At 48.5% G+C, this 20,557-nt stretch carries 17 protein-coding genes and 1 rRNA gene; 5 read left to right on the top strand and 13 right to left on the bottom strand.

Annotated features, from left to right (window positions below):
- From M3630_RS21475 to M3630_RS21455, 5 genes are all read right to left on the bottom strand, one after another.
- Positions 1 to 119: ribosomal RNA gene (locus tag M3630_RS21475) — 16S ribosomal RNA — on the bottom strand; the annotation flags it as partial.
- Positions 120 to 490: 371 nt separating this feature from the next.
- The gene (locus tag M3630_RS21470) at positions 491 to 949 is read right to left on the bottom strand and encodes a hypothetical protein (RefSeq protein ID WP_251253445.1); all 459 of its coding nucleotides are present in this window, start codon (positions 947 to 949) and stop codon (positions 491 to 493) included.
- 43 nt (positions 950 to 992) lie between these two features.
- Positions 993 to 2,375, bottom strand: a complete 1,383-nt coding sequence (locus M3630_RS21465; RefSeq protein ID WP_251253444.1) for a ribonuclease H-like domain-containing protein — start codon at positions 2,373 to 2,375, stop codon at positions 993 to 995.
- Positions 2,365 to 4,647 (bottom strand): DEAD/DEAH box helicase, encoded by a 2,283-nt coding sequence (locus M3630_RS21460; RefSeq protein ID WP_251253443.1) that lies wholly within the window; start codon positions 4,645 to 4,647, stop codon positions 2,365 to 2,367. The genes M3630_RS21465 and M3630_RS21460 overlap by 11 nt, the downstream gene beginning before the upstream one ends.
- A 400-nt stretch (positions 4,648 to 5,047) precedes the next feature.
- Complete coding sequence (locus M3630_RS21455; protein ID WP_251253442.1) at positions 5,048 to 5,635, bottom strand: TetR/AcrR family transcriptional regulator; 588 nt, start codon at positions 5,633 to 5,635, stop codon at positions 5,048 to 5,050.
- A gap of 156 nt (positions 5,636 to 5,791) precedes the next feature.
- Between M3630_RS21455 and M3630_RS21450 the strand changes: the two genes are divergently transcribed.
- Positions 5,792 to 6,355: a hypothetical protein gene (locus M3630_RS21450; RefSeq protein ID WP_251253441.1), complete on the top strand. Its 564-nt coding sequence runs from the start codon at positions 5,792 to 5,794 to the stop codon at positions 6,353 to 6,355.
- A gap of 12 nt (positions 6,356 to 6,367) precedes the next feature.
- Here M3630_RS21450 and M3630_RS21445 read toward each other — a convergent pair whose 3' ends face one another.
- Positions 6,368 to 7,135: a DUF4241 domain-containing protein gene (locus M3630_RS21445; protein ID WP_251253440.1), complete on the bottom strand. Its 768-nt coding sequence runs from the start codon at positions 7,133 to 7,135 to the stop codon at positions 6,368 to 6,370.
- 168 nt (positions 7,136 to 7,303) lie between these two features.
- Here M3630_RS21445 and M3630_RS21440 point away from each other — a divergent pair, with 168 nt between their 5' ends.
- Positions 7,304 to 8,482 (top strand): oxalate decarboxylase family bicupin, encoded by a 1,179-nt coding sequence (locus M3630_RS21440; protein ID WP_251253439.1) that lies wholly within the window; start codon positions 7,304 to 7,306, stop codon positions 8,480 to 8,482.
- A 39-nt stretch (positions 8,483 to 8,521) separates the two neighbouring features.
- Here M3630_RS21440 and M3630_RS21435 read toward each other — a convergent pair whose 3' ends face one another.
- The 6 genes from M3630_RS21435 to M3630_RS21410 all read right to left on the bottom strand — a co-directional run bounded on the left by M3630_RS21435 (position 8,522) and on the right by M3630_RS21410 (position 15,999).
- Complete coding sequence (locus tag M3630_RS21435; protein WP_251253438.1) at positions 8,522 to 9,595, bottom strand: glycerophosphodiester phosphodiesterase; 1,074 nt, start codon at positions 9,593 to 9,595, stop codon at positions 8,522 to 8,524.
- Positions 9,596 to 9,786: 191 nt separating this feature from the next.
- Positions 9,787 to 11,016: an MFS transporter gene (locus tag M3630_RS21430; RefSeq protein ID WP_251253437.1), complete on the bottom strand. Its 1,230-nt coding sequence runs from the start codon at positions 11,014 to 11,016 to the stop codon at positions 9,787 to 9,789.
- Positions 11,017 to 11,081: 65 nt separating this feature from the next.
- Complete coding sequence (locus M3630_RS21425; protein ID WP_251253452.1) at positions 11,082 to 11,681, bottom strand: TetR/AcrR family transcriptional regulator; 600 nt, start codon at positions 11,679 to 11,681, stop codon at positions 11,082 to 11,084.
- Positions 11,682 to 11,813: 132 nt separating this feature from the next.
- Complete coding sequence (locus M3630_RS21420) at positions 11,814 to 13,019, bottom strand: chromate transporter (RefSeq protein WP_251253436.1); 1,206 nt, start codon at positions 13,017 to 13,019, stop codon at positions 11,814 to 11,816.
- 113 nt (positions 13,020 to 13,132) lie between these two features.
- A complete protein-coding gene (locus M3630_RS21415) occupies positions 13,133 to 14,932 on the bottom strand; it encodes a vWA domain-containing protein (RefSeq protein WP_251253435.1) in 1,800 nt (599 codons plus the stop codon).
- A gap of 2 nt (positions 14,933 to 14,934) precedes the next feature.
- Positions 14,935 to 15,999 carry an AAA family ATPase gene (locus tag M3630_RS21410; protein ID WP_173612489.1) on the bottom strand — a complete coding sequence of 355 codons (1,065 nt, stop codon included), beginning with the start codon at positions 15,997 to 15,999 and terminating at the stop codon, positions 14,935 to 14,937.
- Between the two features lie 262 nt (positions 16,000 to 16,261).
- On the opposite strand from M3630_RS21410, the gene M3630_RS21405 reads away from it, so the two are divergent.
- Together M3630_RS21405 and M3630_RS21400 are read left to right on the top strand one after the other, a co-directional pair.
- Positions 16,262 to 17,227 (top strand): alpha-helical endospore appendage domain-containing protein, encoded by a 966-nt coding sequence (locus M3630_RS21405; RefSeq protein ID WP_251253434.1) that lies wholly within the window; start codon positions 16,262 to 16,264, stop codon positions 17,225 to 17,227.
- Positions 17,228 to 17,376: 149 nt separating this feature from the next.
- Entirely contained in the window at positions 17,377 to 18,912 is a 1,536-nt protein-coding gene (locus M3630_RS21400) for a vWA domain-containing protein (RefSeq protein ID WP_251253433.1), read from the top strand.
- A 9-nt stretch (positions 18,913 to 18,921) separates the two neighbouring features.
- Here the strand turns inward: M3630_RS21400 and M3630_RS21395 are convergent, their stop codons facing one another.
- Positions 18,922 to 19,533 carry a DedA family protein gene (locus M3630_RS21395; RefSeq protein ID WP_251253451.1) on the bottom strand — a complete coding sequence of 204 codons (612 nt, stop codon included), beginning with the start codon at positions 19,531 to 19,533 and terminating at the stop codon, positions 18,922 to 18,924.
- A gap of 123 nt (positions 19,534 to 19,656) precedes the next feature.
- On the opposite strand from M3630_RS21395, the gene M3630_RS21390 reads away from it, so the two are divergent.
- Positions 19,657 to 20,514: an AraC family transcriptional regulator gene (locus M3630_RS21390; protein WP_251253432.1), complete on the top strand. Its 858-nt coding sequence runs from the start codon at positions 19,657 to 19,659 to the stop codon at positions 20,512 to 20,514.
- The last annotated feature ends 43 nt before the right edge of the window (positions 20,515 to 20,557 follow it).

The raw sequence follows: 20,557 nt of genomic DNA, 5'->3' as shown, positions 1-20,557 counted from the left end.
CAGGTTGCCTACGTGTTACTCACCCGTCCGCCGCTAGCCTCCGAAGAGACTCGCTCGACTTGCATGTATTAGGCACGCCGCCAGCGTTCGTCCTGAGCCAGGATCAAACTCTCCAATAAAGTTTGTTGCTGGTTCAAAGCTGGCAAATCATTTCATGATAGACTCATTAACGCTATCGCTGTTCAGTTTTCAAAGAGCATTTTCACTAACACTTCAAAAGCGCTAGATTCACAATATACCATGTATCATTAATAAAATCAACAGGTAATAATTGGAGTGTTTCATTTTGTTCCGCTCTTTTCGAAAGGCGGATTACTAATATAACATGATCTCTTCACTTCATCAAATGAAATAACTGGAAAAAAGGTTGAGTCCTATTTTCCCCACGTAAATACATCTATGTAATGAGTGGTGTCAGCTTCGCTAATACCACCCGTTTTCAATTAGACCCTAGCCCCCGATAGTCGTAATCATATTCTCCCTTGTTTCATCAAGGAGCTGTTTTTAGCTTTAGCATGATTTGTTCTTGATGCTGTCCCCGTTCGTCTGTCCATTTTAGATTCATTTTCAAATCTGAGAAGTAGTATTCGAGCTGTTCTTTCGGCGTATCTTTTCCAGGAAAATCGGGTGAGGGGGAATTCGGGTACTCCTGAAAAAGCAGGAGCTGCCGCTTTTTATTGATCTCCTCTAAATCAATTTGATTAAGGTTGCTAGCCTTACTCCCGTTGACTAAATCGGCTTCGGCATACACTTTCGTTACTTGGTTCTCCATTTTCTTTTTCAAATAAAATGGGTAGGCAACTGTTGTGTGTTCACTTTCAATCGGCCTGATCTCCATGACCACAATCCAATTGTCACTCTCCCCCGTAAATGTATGTACCCAGTCGTCATTTGCAGAGCAACCGCCAAGAAGTAGAAACACCATCAGAAACAAGACAATGTGCCTCATCCAATCCCCCTCAGATGGTTAGGTCTTCTGACTACGATCCCTATCACCCTTGCTCATCCGCCCAATCCAAAAATCCGGACAACAGACTATCTTCTTCCGCTTCATTTCCGCGTAGCTTTGCTTCTAACCGATCTATCCGCTTGTGATATGCCTCTGCGTCGGCCTTGGACCTGTTGCGCAACAGACTCGCCCGCTTTTTCCACTGCTCGTACGCTTGCTTCGTATAATCCAAAGCCTTCTCCCAATTCTTCAACTGGTGTTCATACAGCTTGGCAGCCTCAATATACACCTCTTCCGGGACATATCCGGTGGACTGAATGCACGACTCCCAAACGGTTAGGGCTTGGGCCCAATCCTTTTGCTTTTTATATAAATGACCGATGGCAAGCTTGGCCCGGTTACTCCATGCATGCTCACTATCTGCGACAAGGCGATAGCCTGCCATAGCGGCTTCCTGATCCCCAAGCGCATCGTACCATCTGGCAATTTCGTAGCTTTCCTCGAGAGATACCGTTACACTCCCTTGCCCTACCAGTAGCCGCGTCATGTGAATGTACATCGTAATCAGAGACAGGACGTCCGTCTCGTTATGCCGCAGCACGCCTTCGATGACATCAGGATCTTGGGCATGCAAAAAGTCGAAATACCGCACCGGCGCCAAATAACCGGGTAAATCATCCTCGCGAAACACATCCAGCTTTTCCTGCTCGATGATTCCCAATCGGCACGATTCCAGCTCCGCTTTCCACAATCTCCTCGCCCCGTGCAAAAGGTCAAAATGACCAAAGGTAGGCAAAGCGGGCACTTGATCGCGCACCAGCGTATGCCTCGTCCGCACCTGTGGCCAGTCAAAGGACTTTCCATTAAAGGTCACCAGATGCGAGGACTTCTGTGCTTGCTCCAAAAACGATTGGTACAAGGTCACCTCTGCATGCGGGCCCGGGAGAAAATGCTGGCGCACCACGACATGCTCCCCCTCGAAACGACTGTACCCCAAAAGAAAAATCGCATTGCCTGCCCCACCTGACAGCCCTGTCGTCTCCGTATCGAAAAACAGCAAGTCTTCTGGCTTTCTGCCCGCAGCGGACAGTGGATGCTCTCGACCAGCCGCTTCCCACATACGGATCGCCTCATGCAGCTCAGAAAAGGCGTAAGCCCCATGCCGCTGATTGATCGGATAGCGAACCTCGCGAATCATGACGTACTCGTCATCCCAGATGTAGGGCGATGCCTGCATTTCCTTCCACTTATCGGCAAAAGGTATCTGTAGCTCGGCGTTGCTATCCGCTGGTACAGCCGCCCTCGTCTCTTCCATCGACTCTTCCTTGCGAATGGGCGTTTCCGATTCGACTGCTGGCGCTACCGCTTTGTCCGTTTCCAGCGAGAGATGTCCCTTCATCCGTTGCAGCTTGGATTTAAGAGACATAAGTGCTTCCCCCTTGCGCGATTCGCAGCAAGGTCATGGCTAGCCCTTTGCTGCCGTCATCTGTCGCTCCCACACAAGATGGACAGCCTGACTCACACGGGCAAGAGACAATCATCCGCTCTGCCTGCGTCAAAATCGTCTCCATTTCCTTATACACTTGTTCGCTCAAGCCGATGCCTCCCGGATAACGGTCGTACAGAAAAATCGTCGGCTCCTGAGAATGAACAGCCTTTCGTTGCGGTATCACATGCAGGTCCATCGGGTCGCACATGACAAACAGCGGAGCTACGTGCTGCAAAACATGAGCCAAACCGACCAAGCCACGCTCCACATCCTCTGTCCCGATCTCGCCGAGCAACGCTTCCGAAAAGCCGATCCACGCCGCATTTGTATGCAGCTCCTCTTCCGGCAAATGAATCGGCCCCGAGCCGATGTTTTCGTGCGTTTCGAACTTTATTTTTTTAAAGATCGTCGCCATTGCATTCACAGCCACTTCGCCATAAGCCAACGTGCTCTGTGCATGACGACGGGACTGATCCTGCTCCAATACCTTCAGCGAGACAGCCAGGTTGGCATCCGTGTAATAATCGACCTGCACTTCCCGGACATACGCCTTCTTTTCCTCGTAGTCCAGCTTTTCCACCTGGAATTGCGTCCCCTGATGGAGGTAAATGGCTTCGTCATGCAAAAGCGTCATGGAGCTGAAACGGTCCATTTCCCCGATAACACGCTCATTTCCCCGTTCACTAATGTCGATGATCACGACATTTTCCTGCGAAGCTGACCGTAGACTGATGTTGTGGGCCGGGAATGAATCGTTCATCCAGAACCACTTGCCCCGCGAGTAATGAAGCACCTGCTCCTCGGTCAAGAACTCCAGAATTTCCACGATTTCCGCACGTCCGAATGTATCTCCCTCCCGAAACGGCAGCTCGTACGCCGCACATTTAAGATGATCCACCAAAATAATCAGGTTATCGGGATTGATCCGCGCTGTCTCAGGACTGCGGTCGAAAAAGTACTCCGGATTGGCGATCACATACTGATCCAATGGTGTGGAGCTACCGACCATAACGACGACGGATTCCCCCTGCCGCCTTCCCGCCCGTCCTGCCTGCTGCCATGTGCTTGCGACCGAGCCTGGATAGCCAGTAATGACACACGCTTGAAGCTGTCCGATATCTACCCCGAGCTCCAGCGCATTGGTGCTGACCACGCCCATAATGTCGCCATTGCGCAAGCCGCGCTCGATCTCTCTTCGCTGGCTCGGCAAATAGCCGCCGCGATACCCTTGGATCGTTTTTGGTCCAAGCTTGCGGCGAATCAGCTCCTGCAAATACGTGAGCAATATCTCTACTCGTACGCGGCTTCTCGCAAACAGAATCGTCTGAATGCCATTGGTCAGAAACTGCTCGGTAATGTCCCGCGCCTCCAATGTAGCACTCCGTCTAATATTGAGCTGCTTGTTGACCACAGGCGGATTGTAGAAAAGGAAATGCTTGATTCCCGACGGAGCACCATTGTTATTGACCAGCTCTACCTCTTCTTCTGTCAGGGCTTCCGCCAATTGTTTCGGGTTGGCGATGGTCGCCGATGTGCAAATAAATTGCGGGTGGCTCCCATAAAAAGCGCAAATACGCTTCAACCTCCGAATGACATTGGCGACATGACTGCCAAAAACGCCGCGATATGTATGCAGCTCGTCAATTACGATGTATTTGAGATGCTCGAAAAAGGACACCCACTTGGTGTGATGGGGCAAAATGGCGGAGTGCAGCATGTCTGGGTTGGTGATGACGATATTTCCTGCCTTGCGCACCATCTGCCGGATATTTGCAGGTGTATCACCATCATACGTTTCCGATTTGATGGAGAGGCCCATTTCCGTAATCAACTCGTGCAGTTCGGACTTTTGATCCTGTGCCAAGGCCTTGGTTGGGAACAAGTAAAGTGCCCGCGCTTGCGAGTCTTCCGATAACGTCTGGAGGATCGGCAAATGATAGCACATGCTTTTGCCAGAAGCCGTGGGCGTAACCGCTACGATGTGTTTACCTTCGCGCACATGGCGAAAAGACGTTTCTTGATGCGTGTATAAGGAGGGAATGCCTCTATTTATTAGGGCATCTCGAATTCGTCCATCCAGCTCACTTGGAAATGGGACGGACTTTGCTTCACGAGCAGGAATGACCCTCCAATGCGCAATGTTATCGCGAAATCGTTCATCTGTTTTTATGTGATCCAATATGGCTGCGATATTTTTTTTCACATTCATTTTCGTCACCTTCTTGCTACCATTTTACGAATGGACGTTCGGTATGTAAACATGGAATAAAGATCCACACGTTGAACTCAAGTTGTGGACGACAAAAAAATAACAGTGCAAAATGATAAAATAATTGAACTTCTTGCGAAATTGAAAAAGCATTAAAAGCTATTTCTAAAAACGCTATGTATTGCACCTTTTTATCGACAAAATCCCAAAGCATGGCACCAGTGAACGAAAAATACTGAATTCCCCATATGTGTTCTCGCAATCAAATATTGTTAGAGTTAGAGTTAAATCTTGTTCATTCCCATGTGCGTGCCGACGAAAAAAAGCAATCAGATCAACCTTCCCACGATCCGATTGCTTTTCTTTATAAGAGTATGGGTATGTGTTTCTTAATAGTCCGTTAATGAAACAAGGATGCCAGATGATGCTCCAGCACTTTCGTAATCCGTTCCCCATCGACACGCTGCGGTTCGAGATAGGCATGCAGGGCCAGACCGTCGATGACGGCATAGAGCTTTTCTGCTTCCAGCTCTTTGTCCAGCTCTTTGCGTAATAAATTCAGTTGGTCGGCAGAATCCAACAGCTTGTGGACGCCGGCATAGATTCCGTCATGCTGTGCGTCAAAGCCTTCTTTCTTGTGTCGGAAGTACACAGTAAAAGCAAACCAAACTTCCATTTCGACCATCTTTTCTCGATTCGTAGGGAGGAGCTCCAAAAAGATTTTGGTGATTTTCTCTTTTGGCGCCAACTCTTCATTCGCGTGGATTTCTGCAATTCGAGCTATTGCCCTCTCTTTTACGAGCTGCATGGCATACATTAGCAGTTCATCCTGTGTTGCGAAGTAATGTCGCAGAGCACCTAATGAAAGTCCTGCTTCTTTTGCAATGCCCCTTACCGTCGCCCCCTCCATTCCTTGCTCAACAATGACACGCCACGTTGCTTCTGCTATTTGTTCTCTTCTTTTCTCATGATCGATTATTTTCGGCATAGTTGTATTTTAACAAGATTGGCAAGGGACAAGCAACTTTTAACAATACAGTTGTATTATTTAACTGCCGATGTTAAAATCCTTTTTGTTAGCGCGATCGTATTAAAAAAACTCCTCATGCAGGAGAAGAAACTTCCGAAAAGGGGACCTATAATAGTGAATTTTGTTGCATGGATGATTGTCGCGTGCGAAATCGCCTTTTGGGTGGTCATTGTACTTGGCCTTTTCACAAGGTACGTACTCAAACAAAAAAAGGCCGGGCTTTTACTTCTCGCCCTGACGCCTGTTGTTGATGTGGTTTTGCTCGTTGTCACGAGCGTGGATTTGTATCGTGGAGCTACCGCAACGATTCCTCATGCGCTGGCTGCCGTCTATATTGGGGTATCACTTGCGTTTGGGAAAAGCATGATTCAATGGGCGGATGAAAAATTTCAGCAATACGTCACCAAGGAAGGCACACCTAAACCCAAACTATACGGCATGGAGTACGCCAAGCATTACGCAAAAAGCTGGTTTAGACATCTCTTGGCCTATGTCATTGGGGCAGCCCTCTTAGCCGGGACCGTCTACTTTATCAATGATGCAGAACGAACTGCTTCTTTATGGTATATTCTTCGGCTATGGACCGTTGTACTGGGGGTTGATCTGTTGTTTACAGCCAGCTATTTTCTCTTCCCAAAGAAAGATAAGCGGGGCACCGTTTCCAAAAAGGATTGGTGAGAGGCTTTTCTACTAGCTTTCGTCTTCGTTGTCATCCTCACCAAATGCAAGCTCAATGCAAATAAATTGAATCACCAGCTGGCATATTTGCTCGTTTTCATCTAACCCAAAATAGACAGGATAGGCTCCATCTCCAAATCCGGTCTGAATCATCGGAATCGATAAATCCGTGCCTGGTATCGTCCAGTTTATATAATCTCCAGCGCTTCTTTGGTATTTTGGACGGTCTTTGTAACTTTGTGCAAAAACTTCCGCGAAATAATCATCGTAAATATTGCCGTCTGGATTCTCTTTTTTCCAGCTATCATAAAAATCCAGATAAGCATCCCTCGTTTTGACATCTACCACAGTAGCAAGGCCTGCATCCACATTAAAGCCAAAATATTCGCCTTCCCCAAGATTTTCGAGATCCTCGTCTCCTATGAGGGCTTCCGTAAATTTTTGGGGATTTTTATTTGTGAACTCTACCTTCGCAGCTGCATACCGGTAATGGTCTTCTTCGACGGTTACCACACAAATGGTTAATGGGAAGGTTCCAGTAGGGACTTTTCGAAAATACGGGGCACTATTTCTCTCCAGATACACAAGCGGATCACGAACGATGATGTCTCCAGTGGGAATCTTGATTTCCCCCAAAGAAAGCAAGTTGATTGGTTTCCCACTGATCATTGTTGATGTGAAATAGGTGTGTAAATCAACAAGGGGTTCTAACATCGGTTTTTTTTGCTCATATCGTGCTAACCATTGATCGTTGGGAATCTTCGTCATATTTATATCCATCCTACTATTGTCAATTTGTCAATCACTCCTAAAATTATACAAAATCACCCATGGAAACGATAGTACGGCTTGGATGTTTGCATAACGGGCAAGCCGATGCATAGTCATGGTTAGTGGATGAAGTCCGCCCAAATCTATGCATGTCCAAGGATGAAGGAGGTTGCCCCGATGAATCCACCAAACAAAGGGAATCAGATTCCTCAGCCGATGAGAAGTGACGGGACCGGATGGGTCGATCTCGGCCCACGGAACGTCATGCGTGATCGGCAAAATCCGAATATGCTCGTTCCTCCCGTCACAGATGCGGGCTTGCTGCCCAATCTGAAATTTTCCTTTTCAGATGCCTTTATGACGTTAAATCATGGCGGTTGGTCCCGGGAGGTCACCATTCGCGAGCTGCCAATCGCCACTACACTTGCGGGTGTAAACATGAGCCTGACGCCAGGCGGGGTTCGCGAGCTGCATTGGCATCAGCAGGCGGAATGGGCTTACATGCTGCTTGGTCGTGCACGAATTACGTCCGTTGACCAACGCGGACGAAATTTTATCGCAGATATCGGCAAAGGCGATCTGTGGTATTTCCCACCTGGCATCCCCCACTCGATTCAGGGACTAGAGGAAGGCTGCGAATTTTTGCTCGTTTTCGACGATGGACATTTTTCCGATCTGAATACACTATCGATCTCCGATTGGTTTGCTCATACGCCAACAGATGTGCTTTCCGCAAATTTTGGTGTGCCTGAATCAGCCTTTGCCGACATTCCTTGCGAGCAAGTGTACATTTATCAGGACGAGATTCCCAGTCCCGTAGAAGAAGATGAGGTAGAATCCCCGTACGGAACCGTCCCCCTTCCCTTTACCCATCGCTTACTTGCGCAACGACCACTGATTACACCTGGCGGCAGTGTGCGCATCGTCGATTCCCGCAACTTCCCGATCTCCAAAACAATCGCGGCAGCACTCGTAGAACTACGTCCCGGTGCCATGAGAGAGCTGCATTGGCATCCCAATAACGACGAGTGGCAATACTACATTTCAGGCCAAGCACGCATGACCGTTTTCACCGGAAATGGAAACGCCCGAACCTTTGACTACCAAGCAGGTGATGTCGGTTACGTTCCTTTTGCGACGGGGCATTATATTCAAAATACCGGGACGGAAACGGTGTGGTTTTTGGAAATGTTCAAAAGCGACCGCTTTGTCGATGTGTCGCTGAATCAATGGATGGCACTTACCCCGCATGAACTCGTCGCTTCCAATCTGTGTGTAGGTCCTGAACTATTAGATGCTTTACGCAAGGATAAATGGCCCGTTGTCAAATATCCTGGATATGGCTATGTCCCGTGAATGCCAGAAAAGACCAGCCCGAATGGACTGGTCTGTTTTTTACTTCTCTTTTTTAGGAGCCTTGTAGCTCTTCGGTTGCTTCAGACCACGCTGCTCCATGACCTCACGCAGACGGTCCGGGTAATCCGTAATGATCCCGTCTACGCCATCGTCGATCAGCTTGTTCATCGTAGGTGTGTCGTTGACCGTCCACGGAATCACCTTCATCCCAACCTTGTGTGCGTCCTCTACCATTTTCTTCGTGACATAGGGCACATAATTCTCGTCGGTGACTTTGCCATTTTGTGGAGAGCCATGCACCGGAGAGATAGCGTCTGCACCAAATGAGTATGCTGCCGCCACGAGGTCTCCTCCAAAGTCGTCAATGTCAATTCCGCCCAACCATGGTGAAGCTCCTGGTTGACCTGGCTGCAAGAATTGCGCACCGTTCGTTAGGGCCACAATCGGCAATTGCGGCTCAACCTCTTTCATGCGCATGAGCGCCCCCCAGTCAAAGCTTTGGATCGATACCCGATCAAGCATTCCGGCATCGCGCACTTCACGAGCGACGATCTGCACGAAATCTTCACGCGGAGCGGTTTGCTCCGGTGCTCCCGCCTCTACCTTCGTTTCGATATTCATCCATACATGGTTAGCCTTGTAGTCCTTGACGAGGTCAAATACTTCGCTCAACAGCGGCATCCTAGCACCTGGGCTTGGACGCTGCCCTGGGTATTGCGGCAATGTCTGTGTACCACAGTCCAGCGTGCGAACTTGGTCGAGAGTCAGGTCCTTTATGTACTTGCCAACGTACGGATACTCAGGATCGCCAGCGAAAAGTGGGCCTGTATCTCGACACTTGGCACCGGAAATCTTGCGGTCATGCGTAATAACTGCCTGCTTGTCTTCTGTGATTTGCACGTCGAGCTCGAGTGTGCTCACTCCTAATTCAAGGGCGTGGGAGAACGACGCCAATGTGGACTCTACCGTGAGCCCGAGTCCGCCGCGGTGAGCTTGAAGATCGAACTCTTTTGGAGAGGTTTTTGACCAGTGCGGATTGCCAGCGGCAGAAGCAATTGGTACTACACACACCATAAGGGCAGCAGTTGCTATCATTACCTTGTTTCTCATCATTTGCTTCACTCCTTAAAGTATGGCTTACCGTATTCACTATAAATGAATGATGTAAATTTCTATTCCCATCTCTATTAAGTAATCATGAAAGTTTTATTTGCCCAAATAATGGAACAGCGGCGAACTAAGACCTAAACATAAAATCTTAGACTCGCCGCTGCTTTATTCAGCTATCGTATCCCTTCACTTCATCATCCATGAATGGACGCTTGACTAGAAGCCGCATTGGCATCCTTCAGGTTGCGGTTTTTAACTCCTAGTGATAAGACGAAACAGATAAGCAAAATCAAACACGCTAGCGCATACGGATAGTTGATATCTATATCGAATAAAAATCCTGCTACGATAGGTCCTGCAATATTGCCCAGGCTGGTGAAGGCTGAGTTAAGACCTGCAACATATCCTTGTTGATCCTTTGCGAGCATCGACATTTGGGTACTGATGGCCGGACGCAAAATATCGATCGCCAAAAATACGATAAAGGTAACGGCAAAAATCATCCAAAATCCGTGAACAAATAGCGTCAACACAATAAACAAACCAGCAAAGAGCAGACAGACTGAGATGACCCTTTTCTCGCCAAAGCGATTCATGATCCAGCTAAAGGCAGTAAGCTGGACCACTGCGCCTGCTATTGACCCGAATGTAATGATAAACGCGATATCTTTTGGCTCAAATCCAAACTTATGGTCGACAAACAATGAAAACACCGTTTCAAAATTAGCCAGTCCGAAAGACATGACAAACACAATAATCAAACTGAAAAAATAAGGCTCCCGATACGAATGCATTAACTGGGAAAGGAGACTGCTTCGTTGTTTTTCGCTAGAATGCGAGTCAGCCAATGCTTCTTCCGTCGGTTTCGATTCCTTTAGGATCAACAACGTGATGCATGCAGCAATCAGTCCTGCAATTCCTGCGGTATAAAAAGGTGCGCGAATACCAAATTCAGCAATGTATCCTCCAATGCCTGGACCGATAATAAAACCAGTTGTAATGGCTGCCGTAATATACCCCATCCCGGCCGCTCGTTCTTCATTCGTTGTAATATCTGCCGAGTAAGCCATTACGGCTGGCATAATCAGTGCGGCACTGATGCCGCCTAACAACCTAGAAACAAACAGCAGGACTGGAGAATTCGCTATACCGAACAGCCCTTCTGAGATAGCAAATACGATCAAGCCAATCATAATGATCTTTTTTCTTCCGAATGAATCAGCCCATCGCCCGGCAATAGGGGAAAAAAGAAGCTGCGTCAGCGAAAAGGCTGCCACTAACAGACCAATGGTTCCCCCGGTAATTCCCAAACTCTCCATGTACTTCGGCATAATCGGTATAACAAGCCCGATCCCCGTAAAGACAAGGAAAATATTGAACATCAGAATCAATAGGGCTCCCTGATTTTTTAATAATAAAGCCATTTCCTATTCCTCCAATCCGTTACCAAAACACTGAATATCCATTCTAAATCATCACGTAAAAAAAGCTAGCGGGATGGTTTGACAATGCCAAATAAAAACACATCCATCGCTAAGCGAAAAGTTGCCAGCGCTTCCTTGCGTTCCATTCGTCGCGAGTGTTGATTTAAACCAAACATCAGGCTGTCCAGGATCATGGCGACTCCGGTTACATTCGTCATTTCAAATTCGCCGTTATCGATCCCCTTCTGGAGCAACTGTTGATTAAAGTCAATATAGCCTTTGATCATTTTGTTGATACGCTCCTCCACATCGGAAGGCTTCTCCGACATGTCGAAAAATTCATCAGCAGCCTTGGTCAGAGGATGGTTCATGAAATCGGTCGCAAAATGTTCAGCCATTCCATACAATTTATCGATCGAGGTCGTATAGAGATGTTCCTTGGCTAGCCATTCCTCTTCCCATTCGCTATTCCAAGCTTCAATCAGATGCAAGAACAGCCCTTCCTTGCTCTTGAAATGATAATAAATGTTACCGCCGCTGTATCCAGTAGCTTTCACGATATCATCTATTGATGTGGCCTTGTAGCCTTTTTGCATAAATAAAATTCTGGCCGCATCCGCTATTTTTTTCTTGGTCTGCTCCGTTTGCTGCTTCTTTTTATTCAATGCTCCCACCAACTTCCCATCCTACAATACTGAACTTTCATTCAGTATTATAAGCGGTACCTACATAGTTGGCAAACTTTCTTTGGTTTGAGACCTTTTAAAACTAAGGATGATAATACACTGCCTATCAGTCTAAGACAGCAACAGACCGTACGAAACCCCTGTAACCACAACCAGCCATGGCGGCAGCTTCCAGTGCTCCAGCATGATAAACAAAATAGCCGCTGCGATAAAATCCAATGGAGCAAGGATCGTACTCGTCCAAATCGGATCGTACAGGGCTGCGAGTAAAATACCGACGACTGCTGCATTCACACCTACCAGCGTTCCTTTGATTTTGGAATTTCTCCTCAAGGAATCCCAGAACGGCAATGCGCCGATGACGAGTAAAAAGGCCGGTAGAAAAATGGCAATCGTAGCTACTGCTGCACCGACTCCTCCTGCAATCATCGCTCCCAAATAAGCGGCAAACGTAAACAATGGCCCCGGTACTGCTTGTGTTGCGCCGTAGCCCGTCAGAAAAGCTTCTTGCGTTACCCAGCCTGTCGGGATCACTTCCCTCTCAAGCAAAGGCAATACAACATGACCTCCGCCAAAAACAAGAGAACCTGCACGGTAAAAGCTCTCAAACAGTGCTAGTAAGGAGAAGCCTGTGCTCTCTCGAAGGATGGGCAGCACAAGCAAAAGTCCGAAGAAAGTGATCCAGCACGTAATGGCTAGTGCTCGACTGATTGGCACACGAAATTCAGGGAAATCCGAAACTTTTTGCTGCCGGAAGAACAGCAATCCTGTAATTCCCGCTAGAATCATGACTGTGACCTGACTCCATGCAGAATGCCACAATAACGTGATGGCAGCCGCGAGGATCGCAATCGTCACCCGTGCTCGATCCGGGGCCAGCTTTTGTCCCATTCCCCATACGGCATGAGTAACAATCGCGACAGCTACTAATTTTAGACCGTGAATCCAAGAAGCACTGCCACTGTCCAGTCCTTGTAAAGTGAACGCAAATATCAGGAGCGCCAATACCGAAGGCAGAGTGAAGCCGATCCATGCAGCAACCCCTCCCAACAATCCGGCTCGCATGATTCCAATACCGATCCCTACCTGACTGCTTGCGGGACCGGGGAGGAACTGACAAAGCGCAACCAAGTCTGCGTAGCTTTGCTCATCCAGCCATTTTCGACGTCGAATGTATTCGTTGTGAAAATAACCGAGATGCGCGATGGGACCGCCGAATGAAGTAACACCCAGCTTGGCTGAAACGAGCAAAACTTCAAACACTGACTCCCATCTACTTTTTTGGTGTCCTGTTTCTTCTCGGAGATTATTCTTCACTAAGCTGTACACCTCTCCGCTTCATCATATAAGCTATTTTATCGCTTTTCCTACCCTTTCATTGTAAAAAGATCATGAAGAAGGCTCCGCATCGATACGGAGCCTAAACACGGCTATTCCATTCGAAATACTGGTCCTCGCGCTACGAATGGCAGATTACTCCCCTTCGGCAGCATAATGGCATGACTACGAGTTACTTTGATCCGATCACATTCCCCATCGGTAATGATCAAAATCGGCCCGTCCTTTGGAAAATCGGTTGCTTTCTCCAGCATGTCAATGCCCGGCTGCAGGATCGTTCCCCCGCGTCCTTTTACTTTGACGCGGCCTGCAATGTCCTCGGGAGAAAGGTAGCCCGCATCATACGCCTGGGCATCACAAAAGACCACGCGCGCATACGGAACATCGCGTGCTTCACTGTAGCTCGCAATCGCCCCCAATGCTTTGCCGAGCAGCTTGGTATCCATCGAGCCGGATGTATCAATCACGACGCCAAATGTACGTGCCAGCCGATCCGTTTCCCGAAAGCTCCAGGCAGGACGGGCAATATCGGGTGTTGAGGACTGTCTGCGGCTTGCCCTTGCATACGTGCGACTCTTTTCCAATGGGGGAAAATGCTCGTCGAACCAACGGGCAAGCTGAACATCCCATGGGATCGGCGGTTGCCCCAAGGCGCGAATCTCTTCTACCAAACCCGCAGGCAAAAGCCCTCGTCCCCTCTCCTGGTGATAGATCAAGCCTTGCGACATCGCATTGCGATAAAAGTCATCCAGCGTCGTTCCCGGACCCTTTTCCCAAAAACGCGGATCATCGCCATCCAGAATATCGCCCATGCCGACTCCACGTAAGGTGTACAGCTTGCGATACGTACGCATGTCCGTCACGATTCGATCGTAAATCGCCTCTGCCGACAGTCCCTTCAGGTCTGGGTCGTAAAGTCCGCCAATTTGCGGAAAACGTCCGACACCGATCTCCATCAACCATTGATTAATCACGTAATCACAGCTGACATTCCAGTAATACGGGTCTCGGCCTTGGCAACGTTCATGGTGGCGAAGCCCTGCGTGCAACAGCTCGTGTGCCATTACGAATTTGCATTCCTCTTCATCCAAGCCCGCCGCAGGATTGATGAAGATTTCGTTGGCTGTTACATCAATGGCTGCCACCGAGATTTGCAGCCGCTGACAGAGCTGTGAATCCTCGATAATCGTGAAATGACTCGCTAAGGAAGCCAGTAATGGAAAATGATTAATGAACCAGCGCTTGGCCTTTTGTGCTTCGGACAGCTGATTCTCTTCATTCCCGAGAGCATCGGAATAGCCGCCCGCTACGCTGACAGCACTTTGCACCGCTTGTGCCAGCCCGATCCCCAAGAGACGCTCCCACTTCACGTCCCGATTGTAGGTGTACCTGACGTATTTATCCGAGAAAAGCATATCTGCCTGTTTTTCCCCGCCCGTTCCAAACAGCTTCAAATGCTCCGGCACCCCATGCTCCACGAACCAGTCATACAGCTCTTCTTCGCTCTTTCCCGATTTATCCAGCTCAAAGGCCATTTCAGCAGGAGGCTTCCCCAGCTTCATGTCTCTCAAGAAGCGCGTAATATAACAATCGCATGCAATGTTCCACAATATCGGCTGCTCTTTTTCCACAAAATGGCCGAAGCCCAAATGCAAGAGCGCGTGTGCGAGAACATAAATCCATTCCCCGACTTCCCCTCTGCGCTTCGGATGCGCGTACAAGCTGCCTTCCCGGGTCACGACTACCCAACCGTTATCCGGACAAATACTTCGCTCGGAACGGATAAAGTGCGCTCGCGATGACAGTGGACCAAACATCGGGTGATGACTCAAAAAATGGAGGGCCTGCTCGTAGTTTTGCGTCGACGGGTCGGTTTGAACTCCTCTGGCCATTGCTATTTGCCCTTCCTGTCCATGGCCAATCGCGGTAAATCACGAATGACCTCCACAACAAACCAGTCTGGCAATCCGTCGCCATCCTCGTGCCGCGCCACTACCATCTGCGCCATTTCCAGTGAGATAGAAGCCAGCTCCTTCAAGAGAGCCTTCGCTCGGTGGGCAAACCGTTTATGCTGCTCCCCCACGGAGGCTTTATCCGCTGGCAGTTCTTTTTTGATCTGCGAACGGAAAGAATCGGCCAGAAAATACAGTACGTCTCGATCCTCTGGAGCTGTCGGGAAAGAAGCCTCTCCCTCCAAAATACGGTTGAGCTGGTATTTGCCTTGAATGTTCTTGTGAAAAGCCCGAAATTGAGCCGCATGCTGAGGCGTCAAGCATCCGTAGGCCAGTACCCCCACCATCTCTGTCGTCAAGTTCTCACCGAATTCGTTCAGGGCATCCGAGAGCATGTGCCAGGAACGCGGAGTAGAAAACGGTTCCTCGCTCTTCGGTGGCTGCGACCACAAATAATCCGGGCGCACCTCCAAAAATTGCAGCACGTAGGAATGGATGCCGTTGCTGTACGCCCAATTCATCCATTGTTCATACGAAACTAGCAATTGGACATGGAACATCCGGTTGATCAGAGCAGACGACATCGGTTTGACAATCGCGCTATCCTGCGCGCGGTTTCCTGCTCCAATCACAATGGACCCTTCTGGCAGATGGTAATCCCCGATTCTCCGCTCATGAATCAAACTGTAAAACGCCTTTTGCACTTCTTGCGAGCATGCATTCAATTCGTCAAGAAACAAGCAGTACGGTTCTTCTCGCGCAATTTGCGCAGGTGGGCAAAATCTGCTTTTCCCATCTACGATCTGTGGGACACCAATAATATCCTCCGGTGCCAGCTGACTACCCAATAACGATACGCAAGGCAGGCCCACCTGCTCGGCAAATGCCTCGACGAGAGACGATTTGCCGATTCCCGGTGCGCCCCAAATAAATACTGGACGAGCTACTGCAACGTTTAGCAGCACATCCATTAGTTGATTTTGCGTCACTTGAATTCCTAGGTTCATATTATAACCTCTCTTGTTTGATTGATTTTTGCAGCAATCTACCTCTTTCCATGATTGATTTCCATTGACTAGAGCGACCGTCACACCACAAATATTTCCTAATATTACAAGAAGATTGAATAACGGGCAAGAAAGAAGGCATCGCCAAGAAAGAAGGCATCGCATGGTAAGCCGTGCCCGAATAAAAACATAAACCGACGAATTCCCTTATGTATGATATCGGAATAGGATGAAACGACATAAATAAAGGAGGACGTTTTATTTGTCACAAGCAAATATCCCCAACATTACGCCGCTGTTGACCATTACTCAAAACCAAGTCGTAAACTTGCTACTCGCATCCTTCGCTTTGGAGGAACTTGGTTTAAGCCATATCATTAACGCAGAGGCGGAGAAGCTTCACTATGTCCTTGGCACGCTTCCTGGATTAACAGGTCCCCCTGCAACCATTAGTGATTTGCTAAACGTGAATTCCAGCGTAGTAAATACGCTTAGAGAGATCACAAAGAAAGACATTCTGCTGAACAGCAAGCTGAATTCCGTATTATCCGCATCGTTTATTGCGAGTCTGACAGGACCAACGGGGGCGACGGGTCCTACTGGCGCTACTGGAGTAGGAATAACGGGTGCGACAGGAGTCGGCTTGACTGGGGCGACCGGAGCTGGAGGCACTGGTGTTACGGGGGCAACTGGCGTTACAGGTGCTACAGGTACTACAGGTACTACAGGTACTACAGGTACTACAGGTGCTACAGGTACTACAGGAGCCACGGGTGTAACAGGCGCAACAGGTACTATTTCCAGTGTCTTCGGTAACTTCTGGCTATCCTCCGCTATCGATATTTCTCCCAATACGATCGTCCCGCTAAATGTGGCGAATGCAGACAATTCCCTTGGCTTTTTACTCGCTGGCGGGCAAGTGACCGTACCTGCAAGCGGCATCTATCTCATCAGCTATCGCGTAACTACTGCCCAAGCGAGTGAAGTGTCTTTCATTATCAGAAGGAATGGCGCCAATATAACGGGCACTGCCGGCACTTCAAGCAGTGCAGATAGTGCAGCGGATGGAAATGCATTCGGCATGGTTACCTCTTTCACCCGATTAGCAGCAGGTGACATCGTAGACATATTCCGCACGGGAGGTATCACAGACCAGTTCTTGCAAAGCTTCGCAGACGGAACGACGACGGTAACCAGCTTCCTCACTTTAGTGAAGATTGCCGAGTAAACCAAACATATATCATGACGCCACTCGAAGCACAGCTACCTCGGCTGTCGTTGCGAGTGAAGCTCTTGCTGCGGACAAGCCTACTTCTACTCTTTATGTAACATTCCTTTTTTTACCACGTCACATAGGCAAAGGGGGAATAACAAAAGATGAGAAAAATCGTGAAAACCAGTGGCATTACCATATTGGTTGCATCCCTGATCGGATGCAGCTCAAGCGTACAGTTCGTATCAAGAAGCGAAAGCGAAAATAAACCAGCAGCAGAGCAAGGTCAAAGCAATCAAGTAGCCTCCAGTCCAAGTCCTCCCAGCCAACTAGCTGATTATGCGCTGAAAAAATCGGTCAATCCCCTCCCCAATGACATGTACTTCAAAGATTACGGCACCAACCAATTTGTTTCTACAGCGAAGGACCGTCTGTCTACTTTTGCCGCTGATGTGGACACTGCCTCTTACACCATAATGCGCAATTTTATTAAAGACGGGAATCTCCCGCCAGCAGAAGCCATTCGGGTGGAGGAATTCATCAACTTCTTCCCCACATCGTATCCTGCGCCAACCGATCAGACATTTGCGATCCAGGCCGAAAGTGGCCCCTCTCCTTTTCAAACAAATCTTCAAGTAGTCCGAATCGGGATCAAAGGAAAGGAATTACGCGCAGAAGAGCGCAAACCCGCTCATCTCGTCTTTGTCATTGACGTATCTGGCTCGATGAATCGCGAAAACCGATTAGAGCTGGTGAAAAAAAGCTTACATGTTCTCGTCGATCAACTCCAACCTACAGATTTAGTAGGGATCGTCGTCTATGGATCAGAGGGACGCGTTCTTTTGCCCCCAACCTCTACCGAAGACAAACAGGCGATTTTATCAGCCATCGAAAATCTGCAGCCCGAAGGCTCCACCAATGCAGAAGAGGGGCTGGTGCTCGGTTATGAAATGGCGGCCCGTTCCTTCAAGCCTACTACCATTAACAGGGTGATTTTATGCTCCGACGGGGTAGCCAATGTAGGCGAAACAGGAGCCGAGGGCATTTTGCGATCAATCGAGGACTATGCGCGAAAAGACATTTACTTGAGCACCTTTGGCTTTGGCATGGGGAATTACAACGATGTCCTGATGGAGCAGCTAGCGAACAAAGGAGAGGGCAACTACGCCTACATCGATACGTTCTCCGAGGCGCGCCGCATTTTTACGGAATCATTGACGAGCACCCTCCAAACGATCGCTCGTGACGTAAAAATCCAAGTAGAATTCGATCCTAAGAAGGTAGATTCGTATCGCTTGATCGGTTATGAGAACCGCGATGTCCGCGACAAAGATTTTCGCAACGACAAGACAGATGCAGGCGAGATCGGCGCAGGCCATAGTGTGACCGCTCTTTATGAAGTGAAGCTTGCTTCCCCTGCCCATACAGATCTCGGGACGGTTCGCGTGCGCTATCATAATGCCTCTTCCCAAAAAGTAGAGGAAATCTCCGAACCCGTAAAGGTGCAAAATGTCTTGTCTCCTGAGGTGACGTTCCTTGCTGCTGTAGCAGAATACGGGGAAATATTGCGGGAGAGTCCGCATGTCGAAAGAAGCTCCCTTGCCGATGTTCTCAAACTGGCGGAAGCCACAGCCGCTGGAGAGGAACAGCTCGAATTTGTCCGCTTGGTTAAAGACAGCATGGCAATCAGCAGGAACTAATGCCTGTTCCTATGCTTTAGTGTCTCGCCTGTACCTCATCCAAATATAAACCATCATTCCAATCGCCGAACCGATTAGCAAAAATGTGATGCCATAATGACGTATATAAACGACGACCTTGAGCCACTCTTTCTCAAGCACCCGTCCCAGCAGTAAAAAAGTGACACTCCAAAGAAATGCGCCAGCGTAAGCAAATAAAGCAAATCGTCGAAACCCCATCGTAGAGACTCCTGCCAAATAGGCGGTAATATGGCGGACACCAGGCAAAAAATAGCCGATGAGCAACAGGTATGGACCGTACTTGGCAAACAGCTTTTGGGTCGACTCTATTCTTTTCGGCGTAATATGCAAGTACGGTCCAACCTTCATAAGCAAAGGCAGCCCCCACTTCCACGCGATGGTATAGCTGATCGTAATCCCTACTGCCGCTCCCAAAAAGGCACTCAGCACCGTCAACGGCATGTGCAAAACACCGCGGGAAACTGCATAGCCAGCGTACGTCATGAGTACCTCATCGGGTATGGGGAGCCCTACAACACCGAGTGTGAGCGAAAAAAAGATGCCGACATATCCATATTTCATTAAAAAAAGATCCAAATGCTGCTCCACGGCTACCTCCAGAAATGTTGTCCTATTTCATTGTATTCTCTCCCTATTCTTTGACATTCTGGCTTTTTTACAAAAATGCATCCCAAAGCGTATGGTATCCTTAAAAAAATATTATTTCCTTTTTCAGGTGATGCCATGAACTATATGGAGCAAATAACTTATGCCCTCTCTTTTATCGAAAAGCAGTTAACGGAAAAAGTCACTCTTGATGAAGTGGCATCAGCCGCTGGATATTCCAAGTATCATTTTCAACGCTTGTTTTTTCACGTGACAGGAGAAACTGTGGGGCAATACATTTCGAAGAGACGCTTGACTGAGGCTGCCAAAACGCTGTTACTGGAACAAAAGAGCGTGACGGAGGTCGCCTTTACATATGGCTTTGATTCCCACGAAGCCTTTACTCGTGCTTTTACCAAACGCTTTGGTCTGCCTCCTTCTGCCCTCCGTCGATCTGGAAAAATGCCGCGGTACACCATGCTGGAGCGTATTGAGCTATCATATTTGGAAAATATTCAGCTGCAATCGATTGAGCCCGTCTATGTCCCAGCCCACGAAGAATTGAACCTGATAGGCTGCTCCTCGGCTACCCGTTCGACCACAGATATTGTCCATTGCTGGAACCGACTGGGAAAGAAAATCGCCATGCAGAAAAACCAGAAGCGTTATGGGGTTATTCGTTACCCGGACGCTTTTGGGCTTTCGTTGAACTTCGCCTATTTTGCTGGCATAAACAGTACGGAGCATGTTGGCTCAGACGGATTGGAATCGCTCACTCTGCCCGCATCTGGTTATCTTGTCTTCCCTCACAGAGGATCGGTGCAAAATCTCAAGCTGACGTATCAGTATATATACGGGAGCTGGATGACACACGCATCCGCATCCGATCAGCTTTATGCCCGATACGATTTTGAATATTACGATCATCGCTTTCTCGGGAATAACCATCCTGATTCGCTTTGTTTCATTTATATACCCGTTCTTGCACGAGAATAGTCAGTAGCGATTCGCATTTTCGATCAAGTTTTCCTCGTTTTCC

The sequence above is a fragment of the Brevibacillus sp. MER 51 genome, from assembly GCF_023714195.1.
In the GTDB taxonomy this organism is placed as follows: Bacteria; Bacillota; Bacilli; order Brevibacillales; family Brevibacillaceae; genus Brevibacillus.
Note: the sequence above shows the minus strand (reverse complement) of the source record. Positions and strands in the feature narration are given on the sequence as shown.

What these genes read in the sequence shown, in the direction of transcription:
- M3630_RS21470 (WP_251253445.1), bottom strand. Translation starts at nt 949, where the DNA reads ATGAGGCACATTGTCTTGTTTCTGATGGTGTTTCTACTTCTTGGCGGT.
- M3630_RS21465 (WP_251253444.1), bottom strand. Translation starts at nt 2,375, where the DNA reads ATGTCTCTTAAATCCAAGCTGCAACGGATGAAGGGACATCTCTCGCTG.
- M3630_RS21460 (WP_251253443.1), bottom strand. Translation starts at nt 4,647, where the DNA reads ATGAATGTGAAAAAAAATATCGCAGCCATATTGGATCACATAAAAACA.
- M3630_RS21455 (WP_251253442.1), bottom strand. Translation starts at nt 5,635, where the DNA reads ATGCCGAAAATAATCGATCATGAGAAAAGAAGAGAACAAATAGCAGAA.
- M3630_RS21445 (WP_251253440.1), bottom strand. Translation starts at nt 7,135, where the DNA reads ATGGATATAAATATGACGAAGATTCCCAACGATCAATGGTTAGCACGA.
- M3630_RS21440 (WP_251253439.1), top strand. Translation starts at nt 7,304, where the DNA reads ATGAATCCACCAAACAAAGGGAATCAGATTCCTCAGCCGATGAGAAGT.
- M3630_RS21435 (WP_251253438.1), bottom strand. Translation starts at nt 9,595, where the DNA reads ATGATGAGAAACAAGGTAATGATAGCAACTGCTGCCCTTATGGTGTGT.
- M3630_RS21430 (WP_251253437.1), bottom strand. Translation starts at nt 11,016, where the DNA reads ATGGCTTTATTATTAAAAAATCAGGGAGCCCTATTGATTCTGATGTTC.
- M3630_RS21415 (WP_251253435.1), bottom strand. Translation starts at nt 14,932, where the DNA reads ATGGCCAGAGGAGTTCAAACCGACCCGTCGACGCAAAACTACGAGCAG.
- M3630_RS21410 (WP_173612489.1), bottom strand. Translation starts at nt 15,999, where the DNA reads ATGAACCTAGGAATTCAAGTGACGCAAAATCAACTAATGGATGTGCTG.
- M3630_RS21400 (WP_251253433.1), top strand. Translation starts at nt 17,377, where the DNA reads ATGAGAAAAATCGTGAAAACCAGTGGCATTACCATATTGGTTGCATCC.
- M3630_RS21390 (WP_251253432.1), top strand. Translation starts at nt 19,657, where the DNA reads ATGAACTATATGGAGCAAATAACTTATGCCCTCTCTTTTATCGAAAAG.